Genomic DNA, 16,632 nt, shown 5'->3' with positions numbered 1-16,632 from the left:
TTTACTCAGTCAATAAAGGAAGTTTAATTATAAATTTATTTTCACCGTTTTCGATTATGACCTTATTATCTGTAAAATACGAATAACGTTGTTTTATATTGGCAATTCCTTTTTTATGGCTTCTTTCTTTAGAGATTTTATTATTCTTATTATTTTCTATAAGTAAATATTCATCATTTGAACTAATAGTAATCAATACAGGTTTATCTTTATTAATTTCATTATGCTTGATTACATTCTCTAAAATTTGTTGCATTGCAGTTGGAACAATATACATCTCTTTTGCCTTGTTACTGACTTCTATTGAATAGCTCAAACCTTCTTCAAATCGAATAGCTAATAAATCTAAATAATTATAAATAAAAATCAATTCTTCATTTACAGACACAACATCTGACTTTTCATACTCTAAAAAATAACGGTAAATATCCGATAGTTTTGATGAAAAAAGTATAGCCTGCTTCGGATTTTCTTCTATTAAACTCGTTAAAATATTAATATTATTAAATAAAAAATGAGGACTTAACTGACTTTTTAATTGCTGATAATTAAGTTGAGATTGTAAGCTTTGCTGCTTTAGTTTTTCTTTCTCCTTTTTACTGTTCTTAAAAATATAGTTTAGATGAACAATTAAAACAATAGCTGTGTAATAGATTCCTTTTATTAAGATTAATCCGACAATTGTTTCTTTAGTTAATATTTTATATTTAAAAACACTAAAATCTACTCCTATTAGCGGTAAAATAATTAAAGAAATAAAGTATAAAAATGGAATTAAAAAACCTTTAATTCTGAACACTTTTATTTTTTTATCTACAGAATCAAAGAAATATAGTGCTCCTAATAAAATAAAACAACCAATGATTAAAGTATTAAATATAATAGAATAATTATTAAACTTATTAACCCAAATTAAAATAGAAAACTCATAAATAATAGTAAGAGTAAAATATGAAATAATTAGATTTTGAGTATTTAAAGGTCCACTTTCCTTTCTTTTAAAACTTGTTATCAAAAAAGTTATTAAAGTTATAAATGAAGTAATTATAGCACTTAAAAAAAGTATTTTATAAAGTGAATCGGATTTTAAATTATAAATTTTAATAATTAAGAATAGTAGTAAAAAGTGAAACAAAAAAGAACCAATTGTTACACCAAATAATGATTTTATAAAGTTTTTATATTTATGTGAAAAATATATCCCTATGAATATTGAAGTAGTCATAAATGGAAAAAGAATAAACAAATCTCTTATTCCTTCTATCTCTAATATGGCTTCTGAAAATATTTGTTGAATAGATAAAACAATTAAAAAGCTAACAAAAACTGATATTAACAATGATTTTATGGACTTACTCATATTTATTTTTTCTTCAAAGATGTATTATCATCTTCTTATAAAAAAACAAAAGTAAGTGAACTGTAAAAAATAAATAGCAAACAGTTAATCAATCCAGTTTTTAAAATCTTTTACACGCTCTCTACTCACAATAATTTCTTGATCTGTAAAAGAATGTAATACTAATTTTAATCGTGAATTTGTATACGATATGATGTCTTTTATGGCATTAATATGAACGATAAACGTTCTATTTACTCTAAAAAACTGTTCTGGATCTAAATGATCGTACCAATGCTCTAATGAATGATCTATTAAGTAATTTCTGTTCTCGTTCGTGTGTATATAAGTAGCTTTATTTTCTGAATACAAACACTCGATATTATCTGTGTGAATAATCTTTATATGCTGACCGATTTTTATTGTAAAACGTTTCTTATATTTTCTATCTATCGGATTAATTAACAGTTTTCTGATTTCGTTAATATCTACCTGAATATTATTGCTTTTTGGTTGTTGCTCTTTGTATTTATCTACAGCAACTTTCAATTCATCATCGTCTATTGGTTTTAATAGATAATCAATAGAGTTTAACTTAAAAGCTTTAAGTGCATATTCATCATAAGCTGTAGTAAAAATAATTGCAGATTTTACTGGTATTTCTTCAAAAATTTCAAACGATAAACCATCTGAAAGTTGAATGTCCAAGAAAATTAAATCAGGATGTTCATTCGTTTGAAACCAATTTAACGCTTCTTCTACAGAATGTAACATTGTATTTACTTCTATATTCAATTCAGCTAACATTCTATTTAAACGTCTTGCTGCTGGTTTTTCATCTTCAATTATTAAAACATTCATATTATTAATACCAATTAGTCTATATATTTATTTGCTTGTTTTTTATCTTTTTCTATTAGCTCTTTAATTTTTCGCTTTTCCCAATTCTTTCCTAAAAGTATAGATATTGCGTAAACATCTATGGCTTGAAAAATCACAATAATTCCCCAAACAGCCCACAAAGGATACACTTTAAAGTTTTCAAAATTATACCAAAGGTTACTAATTTTAAAGCCACCGAATATATGAAAGTTTATTTCTGACACATTAGATGATAAGGCAAAAATTATATTAAAAACCAGATAAACTGTTAAGTGATCGTAAAACGATTTTATTTTCGCTGCTTCTTTCTTAGCTAGTAAATATTTATTCTTCTTTACATCTAATACCATGACTTTTTTCTGTTTTAAATTAATTTCTTAGCATTTTTCTTTTTTTGTCTTCTTCCTCACGCATTAACTCTTCTATTTTTCTTCTTTCCCAATCTCTTCCGAATAAAAAGTTTGGTCCGAATAATCGTAATGCTTGAAAAACGATTCCTATTCCCCAAAAAATCCATACAGCGAACGTTCCAAAGTCGAAAAAAGCTTCTTCAAAAGATTCTCCATTCAATAAGTTTCTTCTAATTTTCATTGCTGAAATGAAAAAATTTATAATGATGTACACAGCTAAATGTCTGTAGAAATTCTTCAATTCCTCTACTCGCTTCTTAGCTTTAATGTATTCTTGTTCTTCAGTATAATTTGTTACAAACATAGTTTTAGTGATTTAACATTTTTTGATTTCTCTTTCTATCCTTTTCCATGAATTCTTTAATTTTCTTGTCTTCCCAATCTTTAGATAACAAGTTACCAAATCCGAAAACTCCTAACCAATGAAAGAAAACTCCTATTCCCCAAAACAACCAAGTAGAATATACACCGAAGTTACTAATAGCATCTTCAAAAGAATTACCATTATCATTCATTATACCAACAATTATAATAGCACTTAAAAAAAGATTTACAAGAATATAAGCTACTAAATGACCGTAAAATCCTTTAATATCTTTTACTTTCTTTTTAGCTTTTAAATAGCGCTGCTCTTCTAAAAAATCTTGCTCCATGGTTAATACTTTTTATTCATTATTTCTCTAATCTTACGCTCTTCCCATTCTTTACTAAAAAGATTATCACTAAAAGCTAAAAAGCCGTGAATTCCTATAGCAACTCCCCAACCTAAGACAGAAAACCAAAACCAATGAAACTGAGGAGAAAAAGTTAAATTAGTGTATACTATAATTGGAGTGTTTAATAGGTATAATGCTAAATGCACATAAAAACCTTTAATTTCTTTTACTTTTTTCTTTGCTTTTAAATAGCGTTGTTCTTCTATATAATTATTTTCCATTTCTATTGTATTCTTTTATGTATTCGTTAATTTTACGTTCTTCCCAATCTTTTCCCATTATTAATTTAAAGCCATCAAAAACTTGAAATCCGTGAGAAAATAATCCTATTCCCCAACCAAATACTGAAAACCAAAACCAATGAAATTGTGGAGAAAATTTTAAGTTGATGAAAATTAGCATCGGAATAACAATTATGTAAATCACTAAATGACTATAAAACTCTTTGATCTCTTTTACTTTTTTAAGAGCTCTCATGTATCTGATTTCCTCTTCTTTGAGTAACTCCATAACTACTAAAATTTATCTTTATCCATTAATTCTCTGATCTTACGCTCTTCCCAATCTTTACCTAAGAACATATTATAATTATACACTTCTAATCCGTGGAATAATACGCCTATACCCCAACCTATAATTGGAAAATAAAACCAATGAAATTGTGGAGAGAATCTTAGATTGATAAAAATGAAAAACGGAATACAAATTAAGTACGACGCTAAATTCCTATAAAATTCTTTCATTTTTTCAACACGTTCAACTGCTTTTATGTAGCTATTATTTTCGAAATTATCTGATATTTTCATAATGTCTTTTGTTTTAGATAACAGTGGTAAACTCACTGTAAATGTTTTGTTATTATTCTCGATATGAACTCTCTCGTTAGAAATAAGTCCGTATCGATCTGCAATATTTTGAAGCCCCACTTTTGTACTCTTCTTCCCTATGGCTTCTTTAGGATTAATATTGTTTTTAATTTTTAAGTATCCGTTTTCTTCATAGATTGAAATCTGTAACGGTCGAGAACTTGAAACTACATTGTGTTTTACAGCATTTTCTAAAAGTAATTGTAACGATAATGGTACTATTTTTAAATCACTAGTAGTTACATTGGTTAGAATTTCAAATTCTAAAGCATCTTCAAAACGCATTTGTAATAATTCCATATACGTTTTAGCAAACTTTAATTCTTCTTCAAGTGGTATTAATTCTTTGTTTCTCTGTTCTAAAACATATCGATATACTTTCGATAGTTTTGTTGTGAATTTCTCAGCTTGATTTGGATTTTCACCAATTAAGGAAGTCAATACATTTAAGCTATTGAATAAAAAATGAGGATCAATCTGGCTTTTTAATGTTTCAAACTTTGCTGTTTCTGTTTTAGCAACTATTTGTTGTTGTTTAGTTTCTTGATTTGCAGCTCTCTTCCAATTAAACATAAAATCACGAGCATGTAAAAAAGCGGAAACACCAAATGAAAACTGAATCCAAAATAAATGTGTCCAAATCATTCCTTTTTTAAAGAAATCTTCAGGTGGCATACCTTGAATTTTCACAAAAAGAATATAGTTGATTGCCAATATTACTGGAACCGTATACAAGATTGTAAATAAAATACCTGCCCAAACTCTTTGATTTGTTTCGGTAATCCAATCCCATTTACTACTCAAATAATCATTTACAACTCCTTGGGTAAGTGCTAATACAAAAGAGTACATTGCAGAAACACCAATTGAAATCCATAATAATTTAATGGTATAATTTCCACCAACAAGCCAAAAGAAAAAACCAAAACCAAATGTTAATTTTAACGTATGCGTTATTTCTTTTTGAAAATATTTAATTGAAAATAATTTTTCTTTTGACCTCATTATGAAATAGTTAATAAATGTTAGCTTCTATATTCTTGTGTGTTTAAATCACTTAGAATTTAATATCTAAAGATACATCTTTGTTGGTAATAGTAAACTTTGCATCATCATATCTTGGTGGACCGAAATTCATTACATTATTTGAAGCTCCATAATCTTCCATTGGCATACCACTCGGCTGAAAGTCCATTTTACCATTACTATTCTTATCATGAAAACAAGTAATTGCATATTCTCCTGCTGGTACATTTTCGAAAACAATTACAGATTTACCATTTTCTATTTTTGCTTCTTTAGCTTGAATTGGCTTTCCTATTAAAAAGCTTTCTTTATCAGAAAGAGCAAATTTTATTGTTCCATCGTTTGATGTAGCATTAACTACGGTGACTGTTATTTTTTGATTTCCTTCCTGAGCAGAAATATTTGAAAGCGATGCTAATAAGATTAAAATTGTACTTAAAAATTTCATTGTATTTAGTTTTAAAGATTAATTACACTTCAAAGATGCTGTCACATTGTGTATTTTAAAACTTATTATTACCGAATTGTAAAATTTTGATGACGAACTGTAAAATTTTGTAAAATAAGTTTGGTGTATTATTTTTTTTTATACTTTAGCAGCATGCATACAAGCAATAAGACAAATCAAATTTCATTACGCCGACGACGCCCCATGCGACGCCGCTAGTTCATTCTTACCTAAGAATAAATAGAAATTTGAATTTTATCTTATTAACATCATCATGCAATCTTACAATACTTTTTTATCGTTACCAATCATAATTATCACAACTGATAATAGGATTTCTGTACGACGCTTTTTCCCGCGCCCGTAAGGGCTTATATGACTAATAGAACTTAGGTGAGTCCGGTTCTTCTTCAAAAAAAATTTAGAACAAACAATTTAAAATCAAGGTAATGGAAATCATTATTGCCGATATATCACATAAAATTTACGCAGAAGAAATTTGTACTACCATAGAAAATGCAGCTAAAATTAGAGGTACAGGTATTGCAAAGAGAAAACCAGAATATATTATTTCTAAAATGGAAAAAGGTAACGCAGTTATCGCTTTAGATGGAAATACATTTGCCGGTTTTTGTTATATAGAATCTTGGGGACATGGAAAATTTGTTGCCAATTCTGGATTAATCGTTCATCCTAACTTTAGAGGTTTAGGTTTATCAAAAAAAATCAAACAAAAGATTTTTGATCATTCAAGAACCAAGTTTCCCAATGCTAAAATCTTCAGTATTACTACTGGATTAGCTGTTATGAAACTTAATAGTAACCTAGGTTATAAACCCGTTACATTTTCTGAATTAACAACAGATCAAACGTTTTGGGATGGATGTAAAACCTGTGTAAATTATGATGTTTTGACGAGAACAGAACAAAAAATGTGTTTATGTACGGGAATGTTGTATGATCCAGCTACCGAAAATAAAAATCAACCTAAGAAATTTAAAGAGAAAACATTCACTAGGTTGAAAAGTATCAAACAACATTTATTCTTAAAAAAAGAGAAAAAATGAAAAAATTAGTTTTAGCATATAGCGGCGGTTTAGACACTTCTTATTGTGCAATACACTTAACAAAGGATGAAAATTTTGAAGTTCATGCTGTTAGTGTAAACACAGGTGGCTTTACCAAAGAAGAAATACATGATATTGAAAGTAAAGCATATCAATTAGGTGTAAAAACATATAAAAATATAGATGCAGTTCACAATTACTACGAAAAAGTAATTAAATACTTAATCTACGGAAATGTATTAAAAAACAATACGTATCCATTATCAGTAAGTGCAGAAAGAATTGTACAAGCCATAGAGATTATTAATTATGCAAAATCTATTGGAGCAGAATATATTGCACACGGTAGTACTGGAGCTGGAAATGATCAAGTTCGTTTCGATTTAATCTTTAACACATTGGCTCCTAATATTAAAATTATTACTCCAATTAGAGATAAAAAGTTAAGCAGACAAGAAGAAATTGCTTATCTACAAAGTCACGGTGTAGATTTATCTTGGAGTAAAGCTAAATACTCTGTAAACAAAGGTTTATGGGGAACTAGTGTTGGTGGTGATGAAACATTAACCTCTCACCTAGCCTTACCAGAAGAAGCATATCCTTCTCAACTACAAGAAACAAAAGCTACAGACATTAAAATTTCCTTTGTAAAAGGAGAACCTATAGCAATTAACGACGAAAAAGATGCTTCTGGAGTTATCATTGAAAAACTAAATAATATCGCTTCTAAATACGCTATTGGTAGAGATATTCATGTTGGTGACACCATTCTAGGTATTAAAGGAAGAGTTGGTTTTGAAGCTGCTGCTGCTTTGTTAATTATTAAAGCACATCACTTATTAGAAAAACATACATTAACCAAATGGCAATTACAGCATAAAGATTATGTAGCTAACTGGTACGGAAATCACTTACATGAAGGATTATATCTCGATCCTGTGATGAGAGATTTAGAAGCTATGTTAAGTAGCAGTCAACAACAAGTAACGGGAGATGTATTTATAACTCTAAAGCCTTACCATTTTACTTTAAACGGAATTTCTTCGGATAACGATTTGTTACAATCGAAATTTGGTAGTTATGGTGAAATGAATAACGCTTGGACTGCAGAAGACGCTAAAGGTTTCATTAATATTTACGGAAATCAAACTAAAATCTATCAAAATACCAATAGTCATGATTAAAGCTGGAATTATAGGTGGAGCTGGTTATACAGCAGGAGAATTAATTAGATTATTAATACATCATAAAGAAGTCTTAATTGATTTTGTTTTCAGTACTTCAAATGCTGGTAATCCAATTAGCGCGGTTCATCAAGATTTAGTTGGATCTATAGATCAAAAATTTACACACACAATTAATACTAATGTTGATGTTTTATTCTTGTGTTTAGGACACGGAAATTCTGGTAAATTTCTTGCGGAACATCAATTTTCTGATACTACAAAAATTATTGATTTAAGTAATGAGTTCAGACTTGTAAACGATAAAGTATTTCAAGGAAATGAATACATATATGGCTTACCTGAAATCAATAAAGAGGAAATAATTAATGCGAATTATATTGCAAATCCAGGTTGTTTTGCTACTGCGATTCAATTAGCTATTGCTCCTTTAGCATCAGAAAAACTAATCAAAAATAACATTCATGTAAATGCTGTAACTGGTACAACTGGTGCAGGAACTAGTTTATCGAAAACAACACATTTTACCTGGAGAGATAATAACTTTTCCTATTACAAGCCTTTTACGCATCAACATTTAGGAGAGATTTATCAAACCATAGAAAAATTTCAATCAGAAAGTAAACACCAAGTTTTATTCTTACCGAATAGAGGAAACTTTTCTAGAGGAATATTTGCTACTGTTTATACAGAATTTTCAGGTTCAGAAGAAGAAGCTATTAAAATTTATAAAGAGTTTTATAAAGACGCTGCTTTCACTTTTGTTGCTGACCAAACTTTACATCTGAAGCAAGTAGTGAACACCAATAAATGTTTAATACATGTTCATAAACATGAGAATCAATTATTAATCACAAGTTGTATTGATAATTTATTAAAAGGAGCTTCTGGACAAGCAGTACAAAACATGAATTTAATGTTTGGTTTTGAAGAGACTGAAGGACTACAATTAAAAGCTAATTTTTTCTAAATATTAAACTATAAGAGAATATATAATTCGTATTTCAAACGTCATTCTGAATTTATTTCAGAATCTCACCGGGTAGATAATTAATTATGATGAGAAACTGAAACGAGTTCAGTTTGACGAATTACAATTTTTAGATAATCTCTTTATCAACTATAAATGAAATCATGAAAATAGCAATCATAGGAACAGGAAACTTAGGAAAATCCATAGCTAAAGGATTGATAAAAGGTCAGAACTTTAATTCACTGTACTTAACTAAAAGAAATGTAAGTGAATTAAACGATTTACCAAAACAAGAGAATATTGTTATCACCAGTAATAATAGTGAAGCAATTCAAAATTCTGATGTTTTAATTTTTGCAGTTCAACCAAAACAGTTAGAAGAAATCTTGTTTCAATCTAAAGAATATATCAATAAAGAACAACTTGTAATTTCAACAATCACAGGTTTTTCCATAGAAAAAATTGAAAACATTTTAGGTCAAGGTTTTTCAATTATAAGGGCAATGCCTAATACAGCAATTGCAGTAGAAAAATCGATGACTTGTATTTCTGCCAATACTAATGATACTAGTAAAATTACTATTGCTGAATCTATTTTCAATCAACTTGGAAATAGCATGATTATTCCTGAAAACTTAATGCAAGCTGCAACCGTGGTATGTGCAAGTGGAATTGCGTTTTGGATGCGTTTAATTCGTGCAACTACACAGGCTGCTATTCAATTAGGTTTTGATGCTAAAGAAGCACAGGAATTAGCGATGTTCACAAGTGAAGGAGCTGCTAACTTATTAATTCAATCTGGAAATCATCCAGAGCAAGAGATCGATAAAGTAACTACACCGAAAGGATGTACAATTGAAGGTTTAAATGAAATGGAACACAAAGGTTTAAGTTCTTCATTAATTCAAGGAATGGTTGCTTCTTTCAATAAAATTAACACTATTAAAAAAGAACAAATATGAGTTTATTTAACGTTTATCCATTATTCGATATCACTCCTGTAAAGGCTAAAGATGTATATGTGTATGATGAAAATGGCACACAATATTTAGACTTATACGGAGGACATGCAGTGATTTCCATTGGTCATTCTCACCCTACTTACGTAGGAAAATTACAACAACAACTAGCAAATATTGGATTTTATAGTAATTCTATTCAAAATCCGTTACAACAACAACTAGCAGATAAATTAACAACCATATCTGGATGCAACCTTTACGAGTTATTTTTATGTAATTCTGGAGCAGAAGCCAACGAAAATGCTATAAAATTAGCCTCTTTTCATACGCAAAAACATAAAGTAGTAGCTTTTAAAAATGCATTTCACGGTAGAACTTCGGCAGCTGTAGCTGCAACAGATAATCCGAAAATTGTTGCACCAATTAACGCACAACAAGCCGTTGAATTCGTTGAGTTTGGAGACATCGAAGCTTTAACTAAGATTTTGGCTAAAGGAGATGTTTGCGCAATAATCACAGAAATTATTCAAGGAGTTGGAGGTTTAGATGAAGCTTCTACAGCGTTTTACAAAACTGTAGAACAACTTTGTAAACAATTCGGCACCTTATTGATCGCTGATGAAGTTCAATCTGGTTTTGGTAGAACCGGTGATTTCTTTGCTTTTCAAAAACATGGAATAGAACCAGATATTATTTCAATGGCTAAAGGAATGGGAAATGGTTTTCCTGTGGGAGGAATTTTAATTCATCCGAAAATTAAAGCATCATTTGGTTTATTAGGAACCACTTTTGGTGGAAATCATTTGGCTTGTACTGCTGCTTTAGCAGTTATAGAAACGATTCAGCAAGAAAAACTATTAGATAATGTTGATGAAATTTCAACCTATTTTATTCACAAAGTATCACAAATTTCAGAAATAAAAAAAGTAAAAGGACGGGGATTAATGCTTGGTTTAGAATTTGACTTCCCAATTGCAGAGTTACGTAAAGAATTGATTTATAATCATCACATCTTTACAGGAAGTTCTAAAAATTCGAACTTACTACGTATTCTTCCTTCATTAACCGTTAAGAAAGAACATGTAGATGTTTTTATCAATGCATTAACAAAAGCATTAGAGTTACAAAAAGTATAAAAATTAATTATCTGTCATACTGAATGTTTATCTCTTTTCTACTACTGCCAAAAACAGTAGTCATTCCGAGGAAAGAATTAACGAAGGAATCTATTAATAAAAAATTATGATTGCTTCATTTCATTCGCAATGACGCCAACACTTTTAACACTCAAACCCATGAAAAAATATACTGAAATCAATGATATTAAAAATATACCCCAAACAATAACAGAAGCAATAGCATTAAAAAAAGCTCCATTTGAGCATAAAAACTTAGGTAAAAATAAAACCTTAGTAATGTTGTTTTTTAATGCTAGTTTAAGAACTAGATTAAGTACTGAAAAAGCTGCTAAAAATCTAGGAATGGATGTTATTTGCTTGCAAATTAGTAATTCTTGGAATTTAGAATTTGAAGACGGAACTGTAATGAATTTGTCCACTTCTGAGCATATTAAAGAAGCGGCAAAAGTAATTGCGCAATATGCAGATATAATTGCAGTAAGAGCATTTCCAACACTAAAAGATAAAGAATTGGATTATGCAGAAGTAATTATGAATAGTTTCTCAAAATACGCAGATGTTCCTGTAGTGAATTTAGAAAGCTCAACAGCGCATCCGTTACAAGCATTAGCAGATGCTATTACTATTAATGAGTTTCATAAAAATGAAAAACCAAATGTTGTTTTGTCTTGGGCACCACATCCTAAAGCTTTACCACAATCTGTAGCGAATTCTTTTGTAAATATGATGCAAAAATTACCTGTAAATCTAACAATTACACATCCGAAAGGTTATGAATTAAGTACTGAAATCACAAAAGACACTCAGGTAAATTACGATCAAGAAGAGGCTTTAAAAAATGCGGATTTTGTTTATGTGAAAAACTGGAGTTCTTATGCGGATTACGGACAAATATTAAGTCAAGATAGCAATTGGATGATTACACAACATAAGCTTAATAATGCTAAATTTATGCATTGCTTACCTGTAAGAAGAAATGTTGTTGTTGAAGATGCAGTTTTAGATTCTGATAATTCTTTAGTAATAAATCAGGCAAACAATAGAACATATGCAGCTCAGGTTGTTTTAAAAAACATCCTCGAAAACTTATAACATGCAAGAATTAAAAATTATAAAAATTGGAGGAAACGTAATCAATAACGAAAAATTATTGGGTGATTTCCTTGATGATTTTGCCAAACTTGAATCGCCAAAAATTTTAGTTCATGGTGGTGGAAGAGCTGCTTCTGAATTATCAGTAAAAATGGGAATTAGTCCTAATATGATTAATGGACGTAGAATTACTGATGCTGATACTTTAGAGATTATAACGATGGTTTACGGTGGAAAAATCAACAAGAATATTGTTGCTCAATTACAAGCTAGAAAATGTAATAGTATTGGCTTTTCTGGTGCAGACGGCAATACTATTGTTTCTGTAAAAAGACCTGTAACTACTATAGATTATGGTTTTGTTGGTGATGTTGTTGAAATAAACACTGAGACTTCTCGGATTTTACTAGACAATAAAATTAGTCCGATTTTTTGTGCCATTACACACGATGAGAACGGACAATTACTAAATACAAATGCAGATACTATTGCTGCTGAATTAGCAATAGCTTTATCTAAATCATATAAAGTTGCGCTTTATTACTGTTTTGAAAAAAATGGTGTATTAACAGATATTACAGACGATGGTTCCGTAGTTGAAAAGATTGATGAAAAGATATTTGAAGATTTAAAGCGTAACGAAATAATTAATGAAGGCATGCTTCCTAAAATACATAACTGTTTACAAGCAATTAAAAAAGGTGTAAACAGTGTTCACATAGGAAATAACACAATGCCTTTTAACACGAATGTAAAATGTACAACGTTTCAACAATAATGACACAAAAAGAACTTACCTATAGCGCTATCGATCTCTTAAAAAAACTTATAGAGATTCCATCGTTTTCTTCAGAAGAAGATAAAACTGCGGAAGCTTTAGCCTATTGGTGTACGATTCATAGTATCGATTATAAGAGAACCAATAATAATATTTGGGCTATCAATAAATATTTTGATGAAAGTAAACCAACTATTTTACTAAACTCTCATCACGATACTGTTTATCCAAACAACGGATACACAAAAAATCCACATAAAGCCATTGTAGAAGATGGAAAATTATATGGTTTAGGAAGTAACGATGCTGGAGGATGTTTGGTTTCTTTATTAGCAACATTCACTCATTTTTATCATCAAGAAAATTTAAACTATAATTTAGTTTTTGTTGGTTCTGCTGAAGAAGAAAGTAGTGGTTCAAACGGATTAAATAGCATGTTATCTATAATTCCTAAAATTGACGTAGCCATTGTTGGAGAACCAACATTAATGCAATTAGCTATTGCCGAAAAAGGATTGATTGTTTTTGATGCTAAAGTCAAAGGAACACCGAGTCACGCTGCACATCCTAATGAGGATAATCCAATTTACAATACTATAGAGGTTTTAGAATGGTTTAAAAACTACACGTTTGATAAAACTTCGGAAGTTTTAGGCGATGTGAAAATGACCGTCACACAAATTAACGCAGGAAAACAACATAACGCGGTTCCATCTGCAGTAGATTTGGTTGTAGATGTTCGTGTAAACGATAAATATACAAATCAAGAAATTGCTGATTTATTACAAAATGAAGCTCCTTGTGAGATTGTACCGAGAAGTTTACGTTTAAATTCATCATCAATAGATAAAAATCACGAATTAATACAAGCTGGTATTGCTTTAGGAAGAGAAACTTATGGTTCTCCTACCCTATCAGATCAGTCAGTTTTAAGCTGTCAATCTGTAAAATTAGGTCCTGGTGATAGTAGGCGTTCTCATACCGCAGATGAGTTTATTTATATTGATGAAATTAAAGAAGGAATAGATCTCTATATTAAGATTTTAACTTCTGTTCTAAAAGAGTAAAACGGAACGATTTTTGATGGTTTTTCAGTAGTATTTTAACTAAAATGCAATTAATTATGAAAAAAAAAATATTTACCTTCTGTTTAACCTTACTATTTAGTTTTTCAATGTTTGCTCAAGAAAAAGAGAACAAAAAAGAAACCTTACCAGATGGCTGGTATAAAGCATATAGTAATTGTATAACACCGAATGGTTTTGCAACAATCAATCTTAAAACTAACTTCAGAAGAACGATTACGGTTTGGGTAAAAGCTGAAAACAATATGATTACCCATATTGGTCGTACAAATTCTAAAGAATTACATAACAATAGATTGAATGACACAAGACTTTTTAGTGCTCCTGTTATCAAAAAAAGACATGGAAAAACTATTGCTGAGCTTAGAATTGTTGGACGTGGAGTCTGTAGAGCAAGAACTTGTGTACTTGAGATTATAGATGATAATAATCTCACTGCAAGTAGATAAAAATTTTAAAAAACAACTTAAATGAAACTTTGGAAAAAAGAGTTTTCATTAGATCAAGCTATTGAAGATTTTACAGTAGGAAACGATAGAGAGATTGATCTATTTATTGCAAAATACGATGTACTAGCTTCAAAAGCACATGCAAAAATGTTGGCTTCTGTAGGAATTATTTCTCATGAAGAAGCCAACATTCTTGTAAAAGAATTAGATCATTTATTAGATGAAATAACACAAAACAACTTCAAAATAGACCAAACATTTGAAGATGTTCACTCAAAAATAGAATACGAACTAACACTTAAACTAGGTGAAGTTGGTAAAAAAATACACACTGCAAGATCTAGAAACGATCAAGTTTTGGTGGCCTTGCAACTGTATTACAAAAATGAAATCACAGTTATTCTTGAAAAGGTTAAAACTTTATTTAAAACCTTAATTTCTTTAGCAGAAACTCATCAGCATAAATTATTGCCAGGATATACACATTTACAAGTTGCCATGCCTTCTTCTTTTGGTTTATGGTTTTCTGCTTATGCTGAAACTTTATTAGATGATATTGAATTGCTAACTGCAACATTAAAAATTGTAGATCAAAATCCTTTAGGTTCTGCTGCTGGATACGGTAGTTCTTTTCCTATTGATAGAGAATTTACAACTAAAGAACTTAATTTTTCAACATTAAAATACAATGTTGTTGCTGCTCAAATGGCAAGAGGAAAAAATGAACGAATATTAGCCAGTTCACTTGGTAATTTAGCAAATACGTTAAGTAAATTTTCTATGGATATTTGTTTATATATGAGCCAAAATTTTGGTTTTATCTCTTTTCCTGATGAACTAACTACCGGAAGTAGTATTATGCCTCATAAAAAGAATCCAGATGTTTTTGAATTGATTAGAGGAAAGTGTAATCAAATACAAGCTGTTCAAACAGAAATGTTATTGCTTACAAACAATTTACCTAGTGGATATCACAGAGATTATCAGTTATTAAAAGAAAACAGTATTAAAGCTATTGAAAACACTAAAAATGTTATAGATATATTTAATTATAGTATCAAACAAATTATAGTTAAAGATGTAGATATTAATGATGATAAGTACAAATACTTATTCACGGTTGATAATATTAATAATCTAGTAACAAATGGAGTTCCTTTTAGAGAAGCTTATCAAAAGATAAGTTCAGAGGTAGAAAATGGCTTTTACGAGCCTGATACATCAAAAAAACATACTCATATTGGAAGTATTCATAATTTAGCTCTAGAAAAAATTACAGAAAAGCTAAACTAAATAACCTTTTCACATATTTAAAGCTACTAATATAAAGTCGTACCTTTCGAATATCGAATCTACTTTATAAACAACTTCATGGTTCTATATATTTGAATAACTAATTGAATATTATAGAACCATGTATAAAATTTCAACCTTCAAAGAAGCTATAAGCTTGCTTAAAATATTTGTAATGTTATTTTTAGTGCTTATTACTTATACTAGCTGCAATAATAACACAAGTAAAAATGATTGGCGAACTGAAAACTTAAAAGGTAAAGTAAAATCTTACACTGAGCTTTCATACGAAATCCTTGAAGAAAAAAAGCAAGAAAACCATTATAAAAAAGAAGTAAAAAACTTTGACCAAGATGGTAAAATAATAAATGAATTACTGTATAATTTTGATGGTGTTGGAAATCAATTCATACCTAAGTACAACGAAAAAAATGAAAAAACTGCCATGTATTGTTATGTGGAAAATAGTGATAAACTAATTTATAGGTGGATTTATAGTTACAATGAAAAAGGGTTAAAGATTAAAGATGAAATTTATGATGCCAGTGATAAATTAACCTTAGAACGTTTTTTTAAGTATGATGAAAAAGGTAATAAAATTGAGCGTACTCAAAAATACGTATATAACCCAGATACTGCGCTTAATAAAAGGACGTTTGAATATGATGACTCTGGAAGAAATATTCGAATTAATACTTACGATCCTTTTGGTAAAAATATAAAAAGTCATTATGATTTTGTGTATGATGATGGGGGAAATAAAATAGAAGAGAATATTCTTAATCCTAATGGAAAATTAACTAGTAAATGGATATACAAATATGAGTTTGATGAGAAAGGAAATTGGATTAAGAAAACTGAGTTTGATCAAGGTATTTTCCCTAAAAATATTATTGAACGTACTTATGAATACTATAATTAAA

At 29.3% G+C, this 16,632-nt stretch carries 20 protein-coding genes; 11 read left to right on the top strand and 9 right to left on the bottom strand.

Annotated elements, in window-relative coordinates; genetic code table 11:
• Nucleotide 1: 1 nt before the first annotated feature.
• The 9 genes from Q1A15_RS06040 to Q1A15_RS06000 form a co-directional block, all read right to left on the bottom strand.
• Nucleotides 2–1,360 carry a histidine kinase gene (locus tag Q1A15_RS06040; protein WP_299620373.1) on the bottom strand — a complete coding sequence of 453 codons (1,359 nt, stop codon included), beginning with the start codon at nt 1,358–1,360 and terminating at the stop codon, nt 2–4.
• An 84-nt stretch (nt 1,361–1,444) separates the two neighbouring features.
• Nucleotides 1,445–2,200, bottom strand: a complete 756-nt coding sequence (locus Q1A15_RS06035) for a LytTR family DNA-binding domain-containing protein (protein ID WP_299620370.1) — start codon at nt 2,198–2,200, stop codon at nt 1,445–1,447.
• A 14-nt stretch (nt 2,201–2,214) separates the two neighbouring features.
• Complete coding sequence (locus Q1A15_RS06030) at nt 2,215–2,571, bottom strand: 2TM domain-containing protein (RefSeq protein WP_299620367.1); 357 nt, start codon at nt 2,569–2,571, stop codon at nt 2,215–2,217.
• A 19-nt stretch (nt 2,572–2,590) separates the two neighbouring features.
• Nucleotides 2,591–2,935, bottom strand: a complete 345-nt coding sequence (locus Q1A15_RS06025; RefSeq protein ID WP_299620364.1) for a 2TM domain-containing protein — start codon at nt 2,933–2,935, stop codon at nt 2,591–2,593.
• Between the two features lie 4 nt (nt 2,936–2,939).
• Nucleotides 2,940–3,284 carry a 2TM domain-containing protein gene (locus Q1A15_RS06020; RefSeq protein WP_299620361.1) on the bottom strand — a complete coding sequence of 115 codons (345 nt, stop codon included), beginning with the start codon at nt 3,282–3,284 and terminating at the stop codon, nt 2,940–2,942.
• A gap of 2 nt (nt 3,285–3,286) precedes the next feature.
• Nucleotides 3,287–3,568: a 2TM domain-containing protein gene (locus Q1A15_RS06015; protein ID WP_299620358.1), complete on the bottom strand. Its 282-nt coding sequence runs from the start codon at nt 3,566–3,568 to the stop codon at nt 3,287–3,289.
• Nucleotides 3,558–3,857, bottom strand: coding sequence for a 2TM domain-containing protein (locus Q1A15_RS06010; RefSeq protein WP_299620355.1), 300 nt, complete (start codon nt 3,855–3,857; stop codon nt 3,558–3,560). The genes Q1A15_RS06015 and Q1A15_RS06010 overlap by 11 nt, the downstream gene beginning before the upstream one ends.
• Nucleotides 3,858–3,862: 5 nt before the next feature.
• Nucleotides 3,863–5,218: a 2TM domain-containing protein gene (locus Q1A15_RS06005; protein ID WP_299620352.1), complete on the bottom strand. Its 1,356-nt coding sequence runs from the start codon at nt 5,216–5,218 to the stop codon at nt 3,863–3,865.
• 52 nt (nt 5,219–5,270) lie between these two features.
• Nucleotides 5,271–5,687: a DUF2141 domain-containing protein gene (locus Q1A15_RS06000; protein ID WP_299620349.1), complete on the bottom strand. Its 417-nt coding sequence runs from the start codon at nt 5,685–5,687 to the stop codon at nt 5,271–5,273.
• A 449-nt stretch (nt 5,688–6,136) separates the two neighbouring features.
• Here Q1A15_RS06000 and Q1A15_RS05995 point away from each other — a divergent pair, with 449 nt between their 5' ends.
• The 11 genes from Q1A15_RS05995 to Q1A15_RS05945 all read left to right on the top strand — a co-directional run bounded on the left by Q1A15_RS05995 (nt 6,137) and on the right by Q1A15_RS05945 (nt 16,631).
• Nucleotides 6,137–6,754, top strand: coding sequence for a GNAT family N-acetyltransferase (locus tag Q1A15_RS05995; protein WP_299620346.1), 618 nt, complete (start codon nt 6,137–6,139; stop codon nt 6,752–6,754).
• Nucleotides 6,751–7,938 carry an argininosuccinate synthase gene (gene argG / locus Q1A15_RS05990; RefSeq protein WP_299620343.1) on the top strand — a complete coding sequence of 396 codons (1,188 nt, stop codon included), beginning with the start codon at nt 6,751–6,753 and terminating at the stop codon, nt 7,936–7,938. The genes Q1A15_RS05995 and argG overlap by 4 nt, the downstream gene beginning before the upstream one ends.
• A complete protein-coding gene (gene argC / locus Q1A15_RS05985; RefSeq protein WP_299620340.1) occupies nt 7,931–8,908 on the top strand; it encodes an N-acetyl-gamma-glutamyl-phosphate reductase in 978 nt (325 codons plus the stop codon). The genes argG and argC overlap by 8 nt, the downstream gene beginning before the upstream one ends.
• A 164-nt stretch (nt 8,909–9,072) precedes the next feature.
• Complete coding sequence (gene proC / locus Q1A15_RS05980) at nt 9,073–9,873, top strand: pyrroline-5-carboxylate reductase (protein ID WP_299620337.1); 801 nt, start codon at nt 9,073–9,075, stop codon at nt 9,871–9,873.
• Nucleotides 9,870–11,009, top strand: coding sequence for an aminotransferase class III-fold pyridoxal phosphate-dependent enzyme (locus tag Q1A15_RS05975; RefSeq protein ID WP_299620334.1), 1,140 nt, complete (start codon nt 9,870–9,872; stop codon nt 11,007–11,009). The genes proC and Q1A15_RS05975 overlap by 4 nt, the downstream gene beginning before the upstream one ends.
• A 159-nt stretch (nt 11,010–11,168) precedes the next feature.
• Nucleotides 11,169–12,104: an acetylornithine carbamoyltransferase gene (locus tag Q1A15_RS05970; protein WP_299620331.1), complete on the top strand. Its 936-nt coding sequence runs from the start codon at nt 11,169–11,171 to the stop codon at nt 12,102–12,104.
• Between the two features lies 1 nt (nt 12,105).
• Complete coding sequence (gene argB, locus Q1A15_RS05965) at nt 12,106–12,882, top strand: acetylglutamate kinase (RefSeq protein ID WP_299620328.1); 777 nt, start codon at nt 12,106–12,108, stop codon at nt 12,880–12,882.
• Complete coding sequence (locus Q1A15_RS05960; protein ID WP_299620325.1) at nt 12,882–13,949, top strand: M20 family metallo-hydrolase; 1,068 nt, start codon at nt 12,882–12,884, stop codon at nt 13,947–13,949. The genes argB and Q1A15_RS05960 overlap by 1 nt, the downstream gene beginning before the upstream one ends.
• A gap of 56 nt (nt 13,950–14,005) precedes the next feature.
• Entirely contained in the window at nt 14,006–14,416 is a 411-nt protein-coding gene (locus Q1A15_RS05955) for a hypothetical protein (RefSeq protein WP_299620322.1), read from the top strand.
• A 21-nt stretch (nt 14,417–14,437) separates the two neighbouring features.
• Nucleotides 14,438–15,709 carry an argininosuccinate lyase gene (gene argH / locus Q1A15_RS05950; RefSeq protein ID WP_299620319.1) on the top strand — a complete coding sequence of 424 codons (1,272 nt, stop codon included), beginning with the start codon at nt 14,438–14,440 and terminating at the stop codon, nt 15,707–15,709.
• 121 nt (nt 15,710–15,830) lie between these two features.
• A complete protein-coding gene (locus Q1A15_RS05945; protein WP_299620316.1) occupies nt 15,831–16,631 on the top strand; it encodes a hypothetical protein in 801 nt (266 codons plus the stop codon).
• Nucleotide 16,632: the final 1 nt, after the last annotated feature.

Origin of the sequence: uncultured Tenacibaculum sp., from assembly GCF_947495995.1 — a bacterium.
Taxonomy (GTDB): domain Bacteria; phylum Bacteroidota; class Bacteroidia; order Flavobacteriales; family Flavobacteriaceae; genus Polaribacter.
This window is presented reverse-complemented; position numbering and strand designations above follow the sequence as displayed.